This window comes from Promicromonospora kroppenstedtii (genome assembly GCF_044389675.1).
Lineage (GTDB): Bacteria > Actinomycetota > Actinomycetes > Actinomycetales > Cellulomonadaceae > Promicromonospora > Promicromonospora kroppenstedtii.
The window spans coordinates 133254-150407 of sequence record NZ_JBIRYI010000004.1; the positions used below are offsets into that span (position 1 = coordinate 133254).

Sequence of the window (17154 nt, forward strand, 5' to 3'; positions counted from 1 at the left end):
ATCACACCGATCGCAGCCACTGCCATGCTCAGAGTGTCCCACGTCGAAACTACGGCATTGCCTGACGCTGAGGGATGCCTGGCGGCCCGGGGAACGAGGTCGCAGCCGACTTCCTGACCAGGCTGACCATCGCGCGGTTGCTGTGTGGTCATTGGCCTCTCAACTCGGTTCAGGGCGAACGTGGATTACGGCATGTGTGCCGTCGGTGCGCCATCCGGGAGCGGTGGTCTCCAGGTGTGCGAGGCGATCCGGGTCTACACCGACGGCGACGTCGGACTTGAGGGTCCGTAGTGCCGCTAGTGGGGCGGGGAAGTAGGACGTCAGGCTCTGGAAAGAGGTGGTGGGATCCCAGTGGGCGTCGCCGACGAGGCGTCGGTAGTTCAGGTCGCCCTTGATGATCACCACCGATGCCTGGGCTAGTTCGGTGGCGAGGCCGGTCGGCAGCTCGTGGAAGGTCAGCGGGCTGCACCAGAATGCGTGGGTGCGGACCTTGAGTCGCCCGTCACTGATCGCGGCATTGAGCCGAGCGCCGATGTCGCCGGCGGTGTCGCCTGTCGCCTTCATGTGGCGTAGTACCTGAAGCAGGTCGGTAGTTGTGGCATCGGAGACGTAGTAGGGGTGAGGCTTGAGGTGCAGCGTCACTGTCGCCGCTCGCCTGGTGGCCAGGAGGCGGTCGATCAGGACGAGGTCGGCGAGCAGCTCCCGGCCTGCGTTGTCCGCGACGACGTGCACCTGGCTCGTTGAGCCCGCACTCAGGAGGCGCCACAGCTCCGCCGAGTCGTCCGCGACGAGGTCGTCGACCTGGTCCTTGTCTTGGGTGGACGGGTCGGACATCCGAAAGCCGAGGTCAGCCCGGTTGCCCCATAGCGAGGCGGTCAGAGCCGCGGACAGGCTGGCTTGTTCGGGCGCTGTGACGAGACGGTCGAGGGCTTGCAGGTCTCGGGCCAGGTCGGGCGTGTCGAGCTCGGCGCTCTTCTGCGGGGCAAATGGGTCTATCCCGGCCCACGGTCCCGAACCGAAATAGCCCGTGGCCTCCAGCAGGAGGCGGTAGAAGTAGGACTCGGCCCAGAGGAACGGAACGTCGATCCACGCACGACCCAGGTACGGGGCCGCCCACTCCCGCCATGCCGCCTCATCGTGAGCGTCCGCCGGAAGGGGCGGAACGGTGCCGTCGATCGTCACCAGCAACTGGTCGAGCGACTCCTGGATCACCGGCGGGTAGGGCACAAGTCGGCGGACGGTCGCGATCAGGTCGGGGTGTCGTCGTGTCAGCACGCCCCAGGGGAACGAGCCGGGCACGTTCGACACGATGGCCGCACCGGCCGGGTGGGGCTGCTGGTGGTGGTCGATGGTCACGCTCTGGCTCCTCGCTCATTTTCACTCAATCTCAGCAGGGCAGTGCCGCCCGCGCTGCCGACGACGACGCTCGCCGTGCGGGCATCAAATGCGGCGCACTGACCGCTGGCGTCCACACGTACCTGCACGGAGCCGGGTCGCCCAGCGGTTTCGCCGTCGAGCGACCAGCGCCTTACAGTCCCGTCAGCCGCGGTCGATGCGAGCCACGAACCGTCCTCGGCGAATCCGAGCATCAGTACCCGGCCTCGATGCCCGCGCAGCACGGTCTCGGCCTCGGCCGCGCCCAGCTGATGGATGTAGACGTCGCCGTTGCCCGCACCGACAGCCAGTCGCGACCCCGACCGATCGAACGTGACGGTCCGGGCCCAACCTGGCACCGGCAGATCAGTACGTTCTTCTCCCGTGCTGAGCGCCCAGGTGCGGACCACGCCGTCGCCGCCCGCCGCCGCGACAAGGTCCGCCTCGGCGGACACTGCGAGCGAGCGGACACGCCCCGCCTTGGCATCGTGATCCCAGCGCAACTCCCCGTCCGGCAACGACCAGACACGCACATGTCCGCTCGTATCGCTGGCCGTCATCAGCGAGCCGTCATCGGTGATGGCAACTGCCCAGGTAAGGACGACGTCGTCGTTCAGCTCAAGGATTTGCTGCCCGGCGTTCCAGACACGCAGGAGCCCGTCGCCGCATGCCGCCGCGAGGTAGGGACCAGCTGAGGCCAGCGCCCAGACCCGACCCTGACCAGCCGCAAGGCGTGTTGTCTCCCGGCCTGTCGGGGCGTCGAGCAAGCGCACCGTGCCGTCGGCGCGCCCAAGTGCCACCGTGCTGTCTCCGGTGAATGCTGCCGACCAGACCGTGTTGCGGCCTTCAGCGAGGGTCTCCAGCGCGGGCGTGCTCCCGGGCTGCCATACACGGAGCCCCCCGTCCTCGCAGCCAGCCACGATGCCGTGAGGGGTGGATGCGACGGTCCTGATCCAGTTGACCCCGGCCGGCATCCTCACCCGCAGCGGCGAGTCACCGTGAACGGTGACGGTGGCGTCCTCACCAGCAGTCACGACGTGCCCGTCCCAGATCGCGAGGGCACGCAGGCGTTCGCCATCGGCATCCAGGACATCTACCGGGTCCAACTGCCTGTCGCGCACGTCCCAGGTGCGGGCCGTGCCGTCGGCGGACGCCGAGACGAGCACCGGCTGCCCCGGGAGGAAGGCCACCGACCTGACCCAGCTGCGATGCAATGCCTTCTCGTCGAGCAGCTCTCCCGTGCGCAGGTCGAGCAGACGGACGTACTCGTCCTCGCCGCTGGCCGCCACGAGTGCGTCGTCGTTGGACACGGCCAGCGACCAGATGCCGCTGCCGCGCGTCGTCGCCTGCCTCGCCAGTGTCAGTGAGGCCAGGTCCCAGACACGCACCAGTCCATCTTCGGCACCTGACACGAGCTCACCGCTGTCCCGGAGGAACGTCAGCGTGCGGATCCGCTTGTCGTGACCCGGCAGGATCCCGACCTGTGATCCGTCCGCCGTCGACCACAACCGGATCGCGCTGTCTTCACCGGCCGAGGCGATCACGCTGCCATCCGGGGAGATCGCGACGGCGTGCACCCATCCGGTATGGCCGCGCAACGACCTGACCAGCGCTCGTGAGGCCAGGTTCCACACCTGCACAGCGCCGTCTTCGCCGCCGGAGACGAGCAGATCGTTGCGAGCGGCGACGGCAACTACGGTGCCGACGTGACCAGGGACGTCAGGGTCCTCAACACCGGCCGCCCAGGGGAGCGAAGTGCCAGCGGCTCGAGTGATCCCGAGGAGCTTCTGGTCTGCTTCCTGTCCTGTCCGGGCCAGGGCGACGAGCAGGGTGCTGGCCATGTCTTGTTCGGTCTGCTGGCCGTGGAGAAGATACCCCTGCGACGTGAGGTAGCGAGCCTTCCTCAGCGCCTTGCTTGCGGTTTCACCGGCGTTTTCGTCACCGGCGGATAGGGCGAGGTCGCGGTCAGCGCGCAAGGAGTGCGCGCCACAGATGCTCGCCTTAGCGATCACATACCGCGGATCGGCGAGCAAGTCAGCTAGTGCCTTATGGTCGCCGGACTCGTAGAGATGGAACGCAAGGTTCGTCCATTCGTACGTCCGATCGTGGGGCATGCCGAGCCAACCCGACGACGGCGCGCTCGCCTCCAGGAACGACCGGTGCAGGCCAGGAAGCGACTGGGCGACCAAATTGAGCAGGTAAGCACGGAAGACGTCGTGCAGAACAACGATGTCTTGGTCGGCGCGGTATGCGCTGAGGAGCGACCTGTCGGCGAGCACCTTGCAGAATTGCCGGACCGCGACGGACGACCAGCCGTACGAATGACCCCACCACCGAGTCAGGACCTCCAGCGAGATCGGTGTCGCCGGCGGGAAGACTGCCAGCGACATATACCGTTCGCTCAGATCGCTTGCGCCAGGAATGCGCACGTTCTCGTCGAGGGCGCGCAAGGTCGCGGAGATCACCTGGCTGATCGCAACCTTGCGTTGGTCGGTGTCCCAGATGTCGAAGGCCTGAGGACCGTGCGTTTGAAGCGCTTGGCGCGCGACGGCTACTGCGTGCCCAGGGGGCGCACCGGCGACGACGTCACTGCTCACGCTCGCGCCGACGAGATTTGCCAGCAGCGGCCACCCGCCGCATAGCTCTGCAAGCGGCAGGAGTGCAGACGTCGAAGCGGACGGGATGGTGCGCTGCAGGAGCTCGGCGACCTGGTCCGCGCGCATGGGCCCCAAGCGCAGCACCCGAGCGGTGCTCGGCGCGACGCGCACGTTGCGGGTCGTGACCAGGCGGACGCAGTTCGGCGCGCCCATCACGAACGGTGCCAAGTCCGCCCCGGACCAGACGTTGTCCACCACGAGCAGCAGCCGACGTTTCCCGATGACTCTCGCGAGGTGGAACCCAGCCTGCTCGGGATCCGAGAGCTCGGGCCGGGTGCCGTCGAGGTGGAAGCACAGATCGGAGATCAGGTGGGTGATCCGCGCTGGTGTGCAGTCCTCGCCGGTCTCGACCCAGAGGATCTCCGGGAACGTGTCGCGCACCGGCGTCGCATGTCCTGCCTGTGTCGCTAGGGTCGTCTTGCCGAACCCGCCGGGCCCCGCCACGCAGATGATCTGCGCGCCGGTTGCGTCTTCAGCCTCACCGATCATGGCGACAAGCGTCTTGAGAACATCCGCGCGGGCGATCAACGCGGGCTCCAGGTCCGGAACCATCGCGAAGCCGCTCGTGCTGGGAGAGATGACGCCGATCGGCACCCCGAGCGACTCCCAGAACCGATCATGCACACCGGGGTCTGCCCGGTCGTACGCAGTGTCGAGGATCGCCTGGGACTCTGGGCCAGGTGCACGAACTCCGTCATCGGCTTCCCACTTGGACACGGCCCGGTCGCTGACGCCCAGATGCTGCGCGAACGTACGCACACTCAATCGCAGCGCATGGCGTAGCGCTCGCGACTCGCGCCCGGTCCAGCGCTGGATCGTTCTCGACATGGGCTCCCCCTGCGACGCGCGGGTGAACCCCACTGCGTTCTCCGTAGAACGGGTCGTGCGTAGTCATCATGCGGTATCCGAACGTCTCATGCTGTGGGTCAACGCGACCGCCGAATGAACGACGGCGTTCCCATCCTCGCCGGACACAACGGGCGAACGGAACCACCCAGTGTCGAACGAATGTCGAACTGGCTTCGGGGTGCGCTCTGCTCGACGCACACCACGGAGGTGCAGCTCGAGGCTGCCCCGATTGTCGCCTGTGCCACCCGCAGCTCCACGTCAGACCTGACCCGACAACAACGGCAGACAGAGCACTAGAGCCCCCGCCCTCACGGGAGGGCGGGCTCTCGGTATGGCAGGGCGAGGGGACCACAGCCAAGTCTCCCGGCAGCGGGGAGTAGCACCGACACAGGCGACGAGCGGCGACGGCAACGCACAGGCGCGCGACGACGAGCACGCGCGACGGACACACGGCGACACGACGCACGGCGACACGACGCACGCGGCTGCGTGACGCGGGCAGGCAGGCACCGGGACTGCGGGTCCCGCGGACCGCCACGACGAAGGCCACACACCTAGTGCACAACGCTGTGAGCGGTCCCGAATCAGCCCCGAGCTGAGCCGTTCCAGTCCTGCCGGGAAGGGGGTGGGGGACATGATGACGGTCCATGTGCTGAGCGCGGGGAGCGGGTACACGTACCTGACGCAACAGGTTGCGTCGGGGGATGTGCCGCGCGGTCGCGGGGTGTCGTTGACGGACTACTACATGCAGCACGGCAACCCGCCTGGCCGGTGGGTGGGCGCCGGCACGGAGCAGCTCGGGGTCTCGGGCCGGGTGCTGGAGAGGCAGATGATGTCGTTGTTCGGTCAGGGCCGCCACCCGGATGCCGGCCGCCTGGAGCTCGAGGCCCTGGCGAATGGGGCGTCGAAGCAGGACGCGGCCCGCGCAGGCGCGCTGGGTCGGGCGTTCCCAGTCTTCGAGAGCGCGGAAGACGACGGGTACCGGGCTGCATTGGAGGCGGCGTACGCGCGGTTCGCTCGCGAGAACGACCGCCCGCCCGAGCCGGGTGTGGAGCGGGATGGGCTTCGCTGGGAGGTGGGCCGGGCCCTGGCGACACGGAAGGGCGACACCGGGGGTGGTGGCCCGCTGACCGACGACGAGGTCGCGCGGTGGTTGGCCGAGCGGGGTGGGCAGCCGCGGCGTGCGGTGGCGGGGTATGACCTGGTGTTCACCCCGTCCAAGAGCATCAGCGTGCTGTGGGGGCCCGGTGACCCGGCCACGCGAGAGGCGATCACAAAGGCGCACACCGATGCCTGGCAAGACACCCTCACGTGGATCGAGTCCGAAGCGGCGCTTACGCGGGCGGGCGCCGGTGGTGTGCGGCAGATCGATACTCACGGTCTAACGGCGGTCGCGTTCGACCATCTCGACTCCCGCACGGGAGACCCGAACCTGCATACCCATGTCGCGGTCTCGACGAAGGTCCTCGGCGTGGACGGCGGGTGGCGGGCCCTGGACGGGCGGGTGCTGCTGGGGCTGAAGGTCGCGGCCTCCGAGCGGTACAACACGCGGATCGAGCAGCTGCTGGTCGAGCGGCTCGGGGTTGTGTTCCACACCGAGGCCCGGGGTCGGGGCAAGCAGGGCGTGCGGGAGATCGTGGGCATCCCGAAGACGTTGAGGGACGCGTTCTCCAAGCGGCGGGCCGCGATCGTGGAGTCGTACGAGAGCCTGCGGGCCGCGTACCGGGCCAGCCATGGGCACGAGCCGGCCACTGAGGCGGCGTTCGGCCTGACGCAGCAGGCCAACCTGGATACCCGTCCGGGCAAAGGGGTACCGGTCGGGCTGCGTGACCGGCTGCCGCAGTGGGCGGCCGTCGCCGCGAGCGTCCTGGGCGGCCGGGCGGCGGTGACCGGCATGCTCACGACGGCCCTGCACCCCAGCGCGGGGGAGGGTCGGGTCGTGGTGGACGAGCCGGGCGACCTGTGGGCCGCTGTCGCGCAGGACCTGGCGGGGCGCGGGATCGCCCGCTGGGCGGCCCAGGACGTCACGGACGTCGTCGGCCGGCTCGCGACCCTGTGGCCCCACGCCCAGGTCTTCCGGCCGCTCGGGTGGACGAGCCCTGCTCGACGCCAGGGCATGCTCACCAGCCTGGCCGGGCAGGTGCTGGCCCAGGGTGACCTGGTCGATGCGTGCCTGACGAACGTGGCGGGCAAGCGATCGACCTGGACGACGTACCACCTGCAGGCCGAGGCCACCCGCCTGGCCCGCGAGCACGCCCCCACCGGCACGGACTTGCTCGCCCTGGCTGGGACGATCTCCGGATATGCCGTGGCCGGCAGCTTGCAGGTCACGCCACCGGACGTGAACGAGCCACCGGACGTGATGCGCCGAAAGGACGGCGAGTCGGTGTACTTCGTCCACGGCTCCACCCGGTACACCTCGCTCGCGGTCCTGGAAGCCGAAGACCGCCTCCTGGCCGCCGCCGGCACCCCCGGCGGCCTGGTCATCGACCCAGGCGCGGTAGAGGCCGCGATCGAGCGGGTGCGGGTCGACCGGGGTCGGATCTTGAACGCCGGGCAGCGGGACCTCGTGGCGCACTTCGCGGCCAGCACGGTGCTCGCGGCAGGAATCGGCCCGGCCGGGACGGGCAAGACCACCGCCATGCGCGCCTTCGCGGACGCCGTCCAGGACTCCGGCGGCAAGCTCATCGCCTTGGCGCCGTCGGCCGCCGCCGCGGAAGTCCTCGGGGCGGACCTGGGTGACGGGATCACGGCCGAGACCCTGGACATGTTCCTCCTGGCCAGCCGCGGCAAGGGCGGGGAGCGCCTGCGCGAACGCCTGGCGGTGGAGCCCGGCACGGTCGTGCTGGTCGACGAGGCCAGCCTGGCCGGCACCCTCTCCCTGGCCGAGATCCTCACCATCACCCAGGCCGCTGGCGGCAGTGTGCGGTTGCTGGGTGACCCGGCCCAGCTCAGCGCTGTCGCTGCCGGTGGGGCGCTGCGGTTGATCACCCAGCAGGCCGGGGCGGTCGAGCTGACGCACATCCACCGCTTCCACACCCCAGGCGAGGCCGACGCTTCCCTGCAGGTCCGCGACGGCGACCACCGGGGCCTGGACTTCTACATCACCGGGCGTCGCACCCAGGGCGGGTCGGCAGCTCAGATGGCGGAGGAGATGTTCGCGAACTGGATCACCGACTCCGACGCAGGGTCCAAGGCGATCATGATCGCCGCGACCAACACGCTGGTCACCGAGCTCTCCGCCAGGGCCCGCGCGCACCGGGTGACTCGGGGTGAGGTCGAGGACGACGGCGTGGTTCTGCATGACGAGAACCGGGCCGGGGTCGGGGACATCATCGTGACCCGGCTGAACAACCGGCACCTGCACGCCGAGGACGAGGACGGGCACATCGACTGGGCGCGCGGCTGGGTCAAGAACGGTGACCTGTGGCACGTGACCGCCCGCGGTGCCGACGGCGCGCTGCAGGCGCGCCACCAGGACACCGGCGCGACCGTGGTACTCCCTGCGGACTACGTGAGCGAGCATGTCGAGCTCGGGTACGCCGCGACGATTCACCGGGTCCAGGGCACGACGGTGGACACCAGCCACGCGATGGTCGGCGTCGGGATGACCCGCAACCCGCTCTACACCGCCATCACCCGCGGTGCCATCTCGAACCGGGTCTACGTCGAGACCGACGACGTCCTGGACCTCGACCCCCACCGCCAACCGAACACCGAGCGCGCGGTCCTGAACGCCCTGAAGGGTGTCCTGGACCGCGACGGGGAAGAGCAGTCCGCATCGAGGGTGATCGAGGAGGAGTGGGACTACGCGCACTCTCTGGCCAAGCTGGTCCCTGAGTACGAGGACGCCTACCTCGCCTTCCTCGAGCCGGACCGTGTCGGGCGGCTGGCCCAGGCGGTGCGGTCGGTGCTGCCCGGACGGGTGGCGGACCTCGTCCTCGCTGACGAGGTGTGGCCGGTGCTGGCTAAGCGGCTGTCCATGCACGAGGCCGCCGGCACCGACCCCGCCACCGTGGTCCGCCGCGCGGCCGGGACCGGGTTCAGGGATGCCCGCTCGGTCGCGAAGGTCCTGCACCACCGCATCGGCCTTCCCCGACCCCACGACCACGACGAGCGCGGACTGCCGGTCTGGATGACGACCGCGCCCGACACCACCGACAAGCTGCTCTGGGAGCCTGACGGATTGACCGCGTCGACCATCGGCTCGGGCACGCCCGGTGAGCTGGACGAGGCATCGCTGCATCACGGGGCCGGCGCAGGGCAAGCACCAGAGCCCGCCCTGGGTGTCCCGGATGGAGCGGACGCACCTGCCGGTACGGATCGTGCACCGACTGAGGGCACCCAGGAGCCAGTCGATATGGGGGAGCGGGACCAGGCCGTCGAGATCACCGCGCACGCCTGGACCTGGTGGACACGGCAGAAGGTCACCCAGCCCTGGGCGACCCAGTACATGACCAGCCGGGGCCTGACCGATGCGGAGTGGGGTGTCGCACCCGGGTCCTGGTCCGGCCTGACGGACCACCTCCGAGCCCTCGGATATACACCCGACCAGCTCGTGACCGCCGGGGTCGCCACGCGTACCCGGGGTGGCCGGGTCATCGACAAGTTCCGCAACCGGATCATGTTCCCTTACCGGAACCAGACCGGGCAGGTCGTGGGCGTCACCGGCCGCATCAACCCCACCGAGGCAGACACCGGCGACGGGCGTGCACCGAAGTACCTCAACAGCCCCGAGACCGCTGCCTACCGCAAGAGCGAACTCGTCTACGGGCTGGACCCCGACGCCATCACACGCCTGGCAGCGGGTGCCCGACCGGTCCTGGTCGAGGGCCCGACCGACCACGCCGCCCTCCACCTGGCCGCCGCCCGCCTCGCGGAACAGACCGGGATCCAGATCGTGCCGGTCGCCGCGGGCGGCACCGGCGTGACGGCCCAGCACCTGCGGGCGCTGCGGGACGCGACCGGCAGGGATCTGACCGACCTGGTCGTCGCCCTGGACCCCGACACCGCCGGCCGGACCGCCGCGGCCCGTGTTTGGTCGCTACTCACCCCTGAGGAGGCCGCTAACGCCCGGGCGCTCGACCTGGCCACCGATCCCGCCCAGACGGCAACCGACGACCCCGAAGCCCTCGCAGCGGCCCTGGTGGAGAGCATTCCGTTGACGTGGTTCGCGATGGCACCCAACCTGCAGACCATCCGGGACCTGGACCACTTCGAACGGCAGATCCCGCAGCTGCGGGCCCTGGTCGACCACCTCTATGACCGGGTCGAGCTGGACCAGTGGTGGACCCTGATCGAGCACGTCGCCCAGACCATTGGCCACACGCTCGGCGCCCAGAACCACCAGCAGCTGGACGTCGCCTCGGTGCGCAAGGTCATGACCGACCACCTCGCCGACCGCATCACCAACCAGGCCCAGACCGACCCAACTACTAGCGTCGATCGCACCGCTGCGGTCGGCGGAGCACAGGGCCTGCGGGAGCGCCCAGTAACTGATCCGCTGGTGCAGGCGTGGCTGACCCGGCACGCTGACCTGATCGCTGCCCGACTGGACGCCCTGGTCGAGGACGCAATGACGAACCCGCAGCTGTGGATGGAGACCATCACCCCGCCGTCTGCGAACGGCCCAGCGCGCGAGATCTGGCAGGCGGCGATGCGGCAGATACTGGCCTACCGCGACCGGTACCAAGTTACCGACTCGGTCGACCCGCTCGGACCACGCCTGTCTGAGGGGGAACGCAGTGTGGCCTACAGGGGAGCCGCTCGAGCCCTGGAGAGCATCACGAGCGGCATCACCACCGACGGGGCTACTGACCTGGTGCTCAGTGGCCGGCAGCGGGCCCGTTCTGGGCGGCCGATGGAGCGTGTCCCGGCCGTCCTGGCTGAGGTGCGAGCGCGTGCCGGCGAGCGGGTGCGCCGCGAGGCTGATGAGCGCGCCCGCCGTGACCATGCTGAGCGTGCACGCGACAGTTCAAACGGGCCCACCTGGTAGCGGCAACGAGAAAAGCGGCGGACACGACCGCACCACCGGTCGGGGCGAACGGTCACGGAAGAACCCCTCGGGCCGGTGGCGGGGCGGCACTCAGGAGTCGTCGATGTCGATTCGCTGCGGTGGCTTGGCCCGCCCTTCCGGCCCGTCGAGCGCGGGGGCCTGGGTCGGATCAGGTGGCGAGGACGAGCCCTCGCCACCCGGGTACTGCGGTTCCACGGCTGGGTCGGGGGCCTGTTCGGCGCAGGGAGGCACCGGGGCAAGACCGTCGTCTGCGGTAGTGGCTGTTGTCGCGGCGACAGGGTGGTCTGTGTGCGCGGTGGTGCGGGCATCGGCCGGGCTGGGTGGACTGGCGGGCAGCCGTCGGCCGTCGGGCTGTTGCGTCGCGTCGTCGGGCGCCATCGCGGCCTGGTTGTCGCTCCCACTGACGGTCGGTTCCAGGGCGAGCCGCCTGCGAGCCCGTGCCAGCAGGGCGCGGTCCCAGCCGCTCAGGACGTCGTCGATGCCCAGGCTGTAGTAAGCCAGTCGGCTCAACGGTCCGGTGCCGATCAGTCCCAGCGTGATGAGCAGGTAGAGCGGGGCGAACAGCCACGCACCGACCATCACACCCCACGGGTTGACCGGGTAGGTCCGCAGTTCACTGGCCGCTGACAGGAGGATCCCGACCCAGAACATCCCGATGAAGGATCCCATGAGCACGCTCATCACGGCGGTGGGCCGGTCGCCGATACCCAGATGCAGGCCGGCGACGGTCGTCAGCAGCGCGATGCAGAGTAGGCCGGCAACCGCGACGTTCAGACTCTTGCCCAGGACCATGGGCCCGGCCGGCCAGGCAAGCGCGAGGTAGCCCGCGCAGTGGATAGCCAGGACGATGCCTAGCGTGCGCGCGGCTTTACGCTGGCCGACACGCCCGGCACGGTCGCGTCGTCCGGCGACGCTACGGGCCAGCGTGGTCTTGACCAGCAACCTGCTGCGGTCAGCGAACTTCGGGAACGCGCCGAGCTTCCCGATCTCGATGATGAGAACCGCCGCGAGCATCAGGTAGAAGAACGCCGGCTGCACCCACCCGGTTCGAGAATCAAGCACCGTGTCGATGCCCAGCATGAACGTGAGAACCGCGGTCAGCATGGCGATCCCCGTGCTGATCGTCAGTGCGCCGTCCAGGAGGGTGAGGCGGGCGTAGTCGTCCAGGCTCGGCACCGCCGCCGTCTCCGCGCGACGCGCGATCCGCTCACCGTGGGACGCGATCGTCCCCAGCGAGATCGGTAGCGCAATCGCGATCGCGGTGATCACGCCCAGCGAAGCCCACACGTCGGTCACGGTGGTCAGCAGGTCCCACCCACGCTCGAAAGTCTCTCTCAGCGAAGCGGCCGCCGGGGCCGTGCTCGTGCGCGGCCTGTCCTCGGGTCCTGTGGTCGAGCCGACGACCAGGGTCAGGAACGGGATCATGGCCAGACTTAGGACCGCTAGTCCGGTGTAGCGCCGCCACGGCAGCCGGCGGCGCAGCTGCGAGCCCAAACACGCCTCGCAGAGCACCACCTCACCGCGCCCCTCGATCCTGACCGGAGCACCCGCTTCTCGGCAGGTCTCACAGACCAGCACGGGGGTGCTCGACGGGGCACCGACTGCGTGCGCGGAGGCGTCTGGGTGCGGGTCTTCGGGCACGATCTCTCCTCGACTCAGGGACGTAACTGAGCCGAATAGTGACACCGATGTCAGGTCGCCTACTTCGCGACCAAGCATTGCCCCAGTCCGTCACCGTCAGCTAACGCACGTGACCCGGAACCGGCGCGCGTGTAGCCGACCCCGAAGGGTTCCACGCGTCGTTCCGGGCGCCTACCCGGCGGAGCCGTTCAGGTCGAGCATGCCCTGTGCGAGACGCCATGCAGTGCTCTCGCTCTGCTCCTCGCACTTCTCGACCAGGACCGCGGACCGTCTCGGGTGCCGAGCGAGTGACCAACGTCCCTGGGCACCGCAGCTAGGCGCTCTCTGAACTGAGCCCGTCGAATCTGGTCGCGTTGCGAGCTCGGCCCACAGCCCGAAGCCTGCGACGGTCGGCAGTCTTCGGCACCTTCACTGGCGGTAGACCGTGCTATCGCTGTTGGTGATACGCAAGCCCGAGCGGCGGAACTAACCTTGCGCACCATGTCTGACATCGCTCCTGTGCCGAGGATTTGGCGCTTATCAGCGCTGGTCGCCCTAGTCGTGTGGATTGCCGCTGGGGTGTTCGTCTTCATGACCAGCGTTCAAGGCCGAGCGCTTGACGAGGCGAACAGTGGTCTACCGCTAGCAGCTGCGGCCTACACGCTCGCGCCCATGACTGTGGCCCTGTGGGCGCGGGACGCAGTGCTCCGAGGCCGTCCAGGCAGTCGATTGATTGGGCTCATGTGGGCGCTGTCTGTACTTGCCGGTGGGTATGCCGCGATGGCTGCACTCAACGTAGGTGCTGGCGTGGTGTCCGTCGTGTCGGCCGTTGTGGCGCCGCTGCTTGCTGCTGGTACTTGGCATCTGCTTCTGCGTGCCGACGCGCAGCATGACTCTAAGGAGACTAGGGAGTCGGAACGTGCTACACGGCAGATCGCGGATTGGTTTGTCGCTGTAGAGGCGAGAGAGCGGGCAGTGCTAGTCGACGACGGCAGTAAGCGTGCTGCTGTCCGGATACGCCGCACGAAGCGGATCGCGGCTATTGCTGAGGATCGGGTCATAAGGCACGCCACGAGCGATCAGATTGAGGCGGCGACGTCAACGTGGAGGGCGCTGTCGGACGCGGCTCAGACAGCTGCGGGCGAAGCTGCGCGAACGGAGCGTGCTGTCCAGGTTATGAACCTTGCCAGCGAGGGGGCGCAGCGAACGCCGAAGAGTCCAACTGAAGACTGACATGTGCTCCGTAAGGTGGCTACACATCCACCTGTCACGCGGGGAACTGTTGCAGAAACTGGTGACAGGACCGCCTGCCCGTGTTGCAGTTCCGGCCGGGCAACCAGGCGCTGCAGGCTGCTGCTTGAGGTGGACTACATCGCGCCGAAAGTTCAGGGGTGTGAGTGTTCTGGGGAATTTTGAGACACTTCTGGCAGTGCAACGACTGCAAGGGTGTCAAAGTGGTCGCGTAGGGTCGGTGCCCGCTCCTTCGGAACTCCGTAGCCGACGTCGCGCTGATCGCTGGGGCAAGCCGACTCCTCAAACGCGAGCCGTCGACCAGGCACATCACCCAGATCTCACCCCTTGCGACCCGAAAAAAGCCGCGTAGCACCACTAGCGTGGGTGACGTGTCAGCAGGCGCCGATCTAGCTTTGCCGCCGGAGTATGCCCGATGGCAGGAACGGCTTGCGCACGAGTTCTTTGACGGGCGGGAGGGGCTGCCCATCGTGATGTTTGTCGACCGTGACGAGCTCAGCCTCCTCTCGGACCCTGGTACCGACCCCGTCCGTTCCCTGTCGAGCGCCGTGAAGCAGCTCGTCAGGGTCAACCAGGGACCTTCGATGTTCTCTCACGTGCTGCGCCAAGAGACGGCGTGGCTTAATGGGCCACAGGACAAGCCCCCTCCGACCTTGCCGGTACTGGCCTTAAGCGTGCTCGCCGCCTCTGAGATGCGGAGTGACGCATCAGGCGCAAGCCATAACTACTACATCCGGTTCTCCAGGGCACTGCTTCCCGACGGCCCCGATGATTTGCTCGAATCGGTGCGGTACGCGCTACGCGGGCGTGGGTCTTTCGCCAATGTAGCCGGCATGTGGCAGCGCCTTGACCGGTGGCTCGGCGAACAGCAGGGTCGATTCGGAAACTCTACGATTCCAGTGAACCCACCGCGGAGCCGCATTGGTTTCCCGCTCTCGCAGGCACTCGTTCGGCGAAGTGACCGGGCAGCGCTCACGCGGTTCTTCGATCGCCTCGACATGAGGGGAACCGGTACCCCGTCACCGACGGCTCTGCTTGAACTCTTGAAGGTCTGGACGCACAACCGCGCACGAGGTTTCAGCGACCGATTCGTCGAGGTGCTCGAAGATCCGGGGGTCCAGGACTACCTGCGCCCACTCGTTCACGACCTAGCGACAGCATGGGACGGAAAGGTCATTACGGCGGATGGCCTTAGGAGGCTCGAGTTTCGGCTGGCGCTCGATCTCGACAGAGGAAAGGCCTGGTGGGTGATCCCGACGGCGCCTGGTGCGTCAAGCGACCTCCTAGAGGGCTCTACAGATGGCGTGGAATTCACCGTCCTTGTGACGCCCGATCCCTATAGCTCCATGTTCGAGACGGAGGGCATGCCTCCAGTTGGTTCCGAGGCGTTAACCCGTGGTTTGAAGGCCCGCGGGAGTCTTTGTATGGCCGAGTTCCAGCCGAGGCGTCTTCTAGTCATGACGGACAATGCGGATGCTGGCGGCTGGACTTCCGTCGATGCGATACAGGCGTACGAGGAGCATGTATTCGTCGTGGCGCCCGAGGTCGTCTCGGTAGTAGAGGGTGCTTTAGCCGTGGCAGCGGACCCGGGCTGGAGGCGGATGGATGACGGGATCGCCACCGAGATGCTCCACAATTACGCCATCTACTACGGGGTGACATTCTCGAACGCGAATTCCCTGGAGCAGGCTGTCCAACTCTTGCCCGAATCCCTCGCGGCAAGGATCTACCTCGGGACGGCTGTACGCCCCCGACTCGCCAGCGGGCTGCCGCTGCACCGCAACCTAAGCCGTAACACCTACTTGGCGGGCGGTGAGCCTGATCTTGAGTTGCCAGTCGGGACCGAGCCCCGCGACGTCGCGGTTGTGTTGGATGGGGACAAGCACCAGGTATTCCGAGCGACCATGTTTCCCGTTCCATTCAGCCGGTTCGGCCCGTACCACGAAGGCACGCACACGATCGAAGCGGACGGGGAGACTTTAGTATTTTCGGTCCTTTCCGGCTCCGGGGGCGAATACGAGCCTCCAGGAACCGGCGGGCTGTCCTGGAGGGACGGCGAGTTATCTTCGGCAAAGCAGGGCGACGTCTGCGGTGCTCTTGCGGGGGAGGACAGCGGTACTGACGTCATACTCGCCCGCCGAGGTGCCGTTGAGAACTGGCTGGTGCACCGCACGGGACAGGCCACGCAACTGGAGGAGCCGGCGCCGCCGAGTTTCGCCCCAGGTGTTCCATTCATGTACTTCGAGATCCGTCGCGACCGAGGGGCGTGGCTGCTCCAGAAATGGTCGAAGGGTTGGCACGTGACTCGCCTGGAGTCCGGCGAGCCAGCTTTTCAAACCCTAGGCAACCACGACCGTGACGTCTGGAGAGAGGCTGCTGCCTCGGTGCGAACCAGCGACCGGCTCTGGCCGCTCTACATCAGTGCGTGGGAGCGTGCCCGTGAACGCTGACCTACTACTGACCTGGATGAGTGAGGTGGGCTCCGGTCAGATCCGTGACGCCAGACAGCGGGTCGCATGGGCCGTCCGGGCCGTGGACCGTAGTCCGGAGTCCAACGAGACCAGCAGCTGGCTACGCGGCATCTCAACCCTCGGCCATGCCGAAATTGACTGGCAGAGTGGAGCGTGGGCGATGGCCCCTGCCACGGCAGCATTGCTGCCGGCAAGTGGGGGTACAGCGGTGCTGGCGGGTAGCAGGCGCACTCGCACGATCGAACGGCTCGAGGAGAGCCTTGCAGTCCACCTGCTGCGACACGAGAGCGGACACGGCTGGCCGCTCCCAGCGCCGTCGTCCGTCTTTGTGCAAGCGGACAGTATGTCGGAGCTCCGTACAGTGTTGGCAGATGTGGGAGTTCAGTGGGGTGGTTTCGCTTCGCGTGGCATCGCACTAGGGCTCGGACCGATCGCACTCGGGGCGCCTGCGGCACCACCAGCCTGGGAGGACGTGGTTGAGCATCTTTCACGGGATGATGAAGTGACCTTCTGCTCCGGCTTGCCTTCCGGCGACGGGCTCTGCCGGACAACGGTTCATGGTCGCCTGAGCTACCGCTATCGCTCGAATGGCGGCTGGTACCACACAGACCATGCCACCGGAATTCTGCTCGACCGGGCTGACCGACACATCAACGTGTTCCGGTTCCGCTCAGAACGCGTTGCTGATGGTGAGGAGATCGGCACAGTCTTCGTTGACCCCGGAGTGCCATTGCCACCATTACAAGCCCGTGCACTTGTTCTCTGCAGTGGGCTACCCGCTCAGTTTGGCGACGCTATGCACACCACCATCTACCGCAACGTTCCGCGAGACATCGCCCTGCTGGTGGCAAGATCCGTCCGCCAACAGGTGACCGTTATCGCCTGACCACACCTGGAGTCCCGATGGTTCACCTCA

General features: G+C 67.8%; 7 protein-coding genes. 4 read left to right on the forward strand and 3 right to left on the reverse strand.

Translation table 11 applies throughout. The annotated features are described in order from the left end of the window. Positions 1–159 precede the first annotated feature (159 nt). Both ACH47X_RS08160 and ACH47X_RS08165 read right to left on the reverse strand, forming a co-directional pair. Positions 160–1356: a damage-control phosphatase ARMT1 family protein gene (locus ACH47X_RS08160; RefSeq protein ID WP_397403142.1), complete on the reverse strand. Its 1197-nt coding sequence runs from the start codon at positions 1354–1356 to the stop codon at positions 160–162. Continuing rightward, complete coding sequence (locus tag ACH47X_RS08165; protein WP_397403144.1) at positions 1353–4859, reverse strand: NB-ARC domain-containing protein; 3507 nt, start codon at positions 4857–4859, stop codon at positions 1353–1355. The genes ACH47X_RS08160 and ACH47X_RS08165 overlap by 4 nt, the downstream gene beginning before the upstream one ends. Positions 4860–5514: 655 nt before the next feature. Between ACH47X_RS08165 and mobF the strand changes: the two genes are divergently transcribed. Then, entirely contained in the window at positions 5515–10875 is a 5361-nt protein-coding gene (gene mobF, locus ACH47X_RS08170) for a MobF family relaxase (protein ID WP_397403146.1), read from the forward strand. A 90-nt stretch (positions 10876–10965) separates the two neighbouring features. Here the strand turns inward: mobF and ACH47X_RS08175 are convergent, their stop codons facing one another. Continuing rightward, the gene (locus tag ACH47X_RS08175) at positions 10966–12321 is read right to left on the reverse strand and encodes a hypothetical protein (RefSeq protein WP_397403148.1); all 1356 of its coding nucleotides are present in this window, start codon (positions 12319–12321) and stop codon (positions 10966–10968) included. Positions 12322–13017: 696 nt separating this feature from the next. On the opposite strand from ACH47X_RS08175, the gene ACH47X_RS08180 reads away from it, so the two are divergent. The 3 genes from ACH47X_RS08180 to ACH47X_RS08190 all read left to right on the forward strand — a co-directional run bounded on the left by ACH47X_RS08180 (position 13018) and on the right by ACH47X_RS08190 (position 17124). After that, positions 13018–13749, forward strand: a complete 732-nt coding sequence (locus tag ACH47X_RS08180) for a hypothetical protein (RefSeq protein WP_397403150.1) — start codon at positions 13018–13020, stop codon at positions 13747–13749. A 389-nt stretch (positions 13750–14138) separates the two neighbouring features. Then, positions 14139–16217 carry a hypothetical protein gene (locus ACH47X_RS08185; RefSeq protein WP_397403152.1) on the forward strand — a complete coding sequence of 693 codons (2079 nt, stop codon included), beginning with the start codon at positions 14139–14141 and terminating at the stop codon, positions 16215–16217. Between the two features lie 493 nt (positions 16218–16710). After that, a complete protein-coding gene (locus tag ACH47X_RS08190) occupies positions 16711–17124 on the forward strand; it encodes a hypothetical protein (protein WP_397403154.1) in 414 nt (137 codons plus the stop codon). Positions 17125–17154: the final 30 nt, after the last annotated feature.